Here is a 2,469-nt window from a genome sequence, read left to right as displayed (position 1 = left end):
CGCCTGTTTTGAATCACTTGTGACATCCCCTGTGACCGGGCCGCTCGGCCCGCTCATGGAAGACATGAATGCTTGAATCGCTTTTCCTGAACCTCGGCCAGCACGACAGCCTGTCGGATGATGAGCAATCCCTGCTCGGCAATCTGATGGCGGGCGAGCGCAGCTTCGCCGCCGGCCAGGACATCGTAGCGTCCGGATCGCGGCCGGCCTACAGCACCCTCATCCTCGACGGGCTCGCCGCGCGTTACAAGGTGCTAGCCGATGGCGGCCGGCAATTCACCTCGCTGCAGGTTCCAGGCGATTTCGTCGACCTCTATGCCTTCCTGTTGAAGACGATGGACCACGGCGTCATCGCGCTCTCGCCCTGCCGCGTCATCCTGGCCGACCATTCGAAGCTGCGCAGCATCACCGAGCGGGCGCCGCACCTCACCCGGCTGCTTTGGCTCGACACGCTGATCGACGGCGCCATCCACCGCGAGTGGATCGTCGCCATGGGGCGGCGCTCGAAAGTCTCGCATCTGGCGCATCTGTTCTGCGAGCTGTTCGTCAGGCTGCAGGTGGTGAAGCACACCAACGGCATGAGCTTCCATTTGCCCGTTTCGCAAGCCGAGCTCGCCGACGTGCTGGGCCTGTCGGTGGTGCATATGAACCGTGTCATCAGCGCGTTGCGCAACAGCGGCGTGATCGCCTGGGCGAACCATACGGTGACGATCCTCGACTGGCAGAAGCTGCAGCAGATTGCCGAGTTCGACCCGACTTACCTCTCAATGACGCGCGAGCCGCGCTGATCGCCGTCGCTATCAAATGTAGTTTCGCCACCTCGCATTTCCGGCCAGACTGACCGTATCGGGGAGCACGAGGATTGAGGGCCTATCGCGTCGAAGAGATGGATGGCGAGACCGTCCTTGCAAGCCATGCCGTCGAGGCGATGGCGCCGTTCGAGGCTGCCCAAAAGGTGCTCGGCGTTCAAGTGACGTTGCGCGGCGATGCCGACAAATGGATCCGGGTCGTCGAGCTAACCGACAGGCCGCCGACACGGCTGCGACCCGGCGTCTTCGAGTTCAGGGCTGTCGGCCGTAGGAGCTAGATAGCGCGGTCGAGGCAAACGCAGGCCGGCCAAAACAAGTGTTGATGATGACCGTCTGGCCACGGTGCCAAGGTGATCCTGGTGGAGTGATCTGGTGGAACCGACGTCAAGTCCGCCGGTTACCTCATGTCTTCATTAGCCGGTGCTCATTTATGTGGAACAGCCTCGCCCGACCTTTGCGGTACGCTTAAAGATCAGCACCAAGCCTCGTCAATAACAATTGATGGGTTCAGGGCCCTCACCGGCAAAAAACGATTCGGAACAACTTGTGTGTGGCCGTGTTGAAAATGATCCAACCCACCCAGGAGATGCGCACATGGCGACGACGAAAGCGGCCTCGAATAAGGGCCTCAACGAACTTTTCCACGACACGCTGAAAGACATCTACTTCGCCGAAAAGAAAATTCTGGCGACGCTGCCCAAGATGGCGAAGGCGGCGCATGACGATGCATTGAAGATGGCCTTCGAGAAGCACCGCGACCAGACCGAGGAACATGTCGCCCGTCTAAAGAAAGTCTTCGAGGCGATCGACAAGAAGCCGGTAGGCAAGACCTGCGCCGCCATCATGGGCATCACCGAGGAAGGTGCCGAGATCATGGACGAGTACAAGGGCTCGCCCTCGCTCGACGCCGGCCTGCTGGCTGCGGCCCAAGCCGTCGAGCACTACGAGATTTCGCGCTACGGCACGCTCAGGACCTGGGCGCAGGAACTCGGCCTGACCGGAGCCGTCAACCTGCTCGACAAGACGCTGAACGAAGAGAAGGAAACGGACGCTGCACTCACCCAGCTTGCCGAATCCGCGGTCAACGTCGCGGCCGAGGCAGCCTAGCAACGTGCGTCCAGACTGCTCAGGCCTAGCCCCGATGATCGTCACTGAGGCCCGCCCGGTTTCAAGTTCTCGGCTGGCGAAACCGATACCATTTGTTCAGAGCATCAATGTTGCCAAAGCCACCTGATGCCGTAACCGCCAGGGGCTGCACCTTGTACCGGGCGCAGGCCCACCGGCCCGCCGCAGCTACCTTGAAGGGACTCCGCGCGAGTGGAACCTCGATGAGGGGTTGATTGTTCCATCCGGAAAAAAGCGGGCCAGCATGACCAGATCATCGCTTCATCTGCTCAAGGGCACGGGCTATCTGATCTCGACGGTGAGCGTCATGCTGCTGGCGATCGTCAGCTGGGACAGTGCATCGAAAAGTCCGTTGCTGATGGCCTGTCTGCTTGGGGGAGCCGCAACCTCGATTATCGGCATGTTCTGCCGCTGGCTTTCCTACGAAATCGAGAAACGGCAGGAAGAGCGGCAGTAAGGCGTCCGGTATCAGTCTCGGCGGCGTCGGACCTGCGTCACAAGCAGAGTAATCAGGCTGCTCAGCAAAATCCATACG

General features: G+C 60.7%; 4 protein-coding genes. All 4 read left to right on the top strand.

Translation table 11 applies throughout. The annotated features are described in order from the left end of the window. Window positions 1-68: 68 nt before the first annotated feature. Window positions 69-788: a Crp/Fnr family transcriptional regulator gene (locus EOD07_RS30750; protein ID WP_127237977.1), complete on the top strand. Its 720-nt coding sequence runs from the start codon at window positions 69-71 to the stop codon at window positions 786-788. Between the two features lie 74 nt (window positions 789-862). After that, on the top strand, window positions 863-1,087 hold the full coding sequence (locus tag EOD07_RS30745) for a hypothetical protein (RefSeq protein WP_127237976.1): 225 nt from the start codon (window positions 863-865) through the stop codon (window positions 1,085-1,087). Between the two features lie 316 nt (window positions 1,088-1,403). After that, a complete protein-coding gene (locus tag EOD07_RS30740) occupies window positions 1,404-1,916 on the top strand; it encodes a ferritin-like domain-containing protein (protein WP_127237975.1) in 513 nt (170 codons plus the stop codon). A 262-nt stretch (window positions 1,917-2,178) separates the two neighbouring features. Continuing rightward, a complete protein-coding gene (locus EOD07_RS30735; protein WP_127237974.1) occupies window positions 2,179-2,391 on the top strand; it encodes a hypothetical protein in 213 nt (70 codons plus the stop codon). Window positions 2,392-2,469: the final 78 nt, after the last annotated feature.

The sequence above is a fragment of the Mesorhizobium sp. M2C.T.Ca.TU.002.02.1.1 genome (genome assembly GCF_003997225.1).
The sequence above is the reverse complement of the archived record's forward strand: the minus strand, read 5'-3'. Positions and strand labels throughout refer to the sequence as shown.

Coding starts and splice junctions, on each gene's coding strand:
- EOD07_RS30750 (WP_127237977.1), top strand. CDS start 69: ATGCTTGAATCGCTTTTCCTGAACCTCGGCCAGCACGACAGCCTGTCG.
- EOD07_RS30740 (WP_127237975.1), top strand. CDS start 1,404: ATGGCGACGACGAAAGCGGCCTCGAATAAGGGCCTCAACGAACTTTTC.
- EOD07_RS30735 (WP_127237974.1), top strand. CDS start 2,179: ATGACCAGATCATCGCTTCATCTGCTCAAGGGCACGGGCTATCTGATC.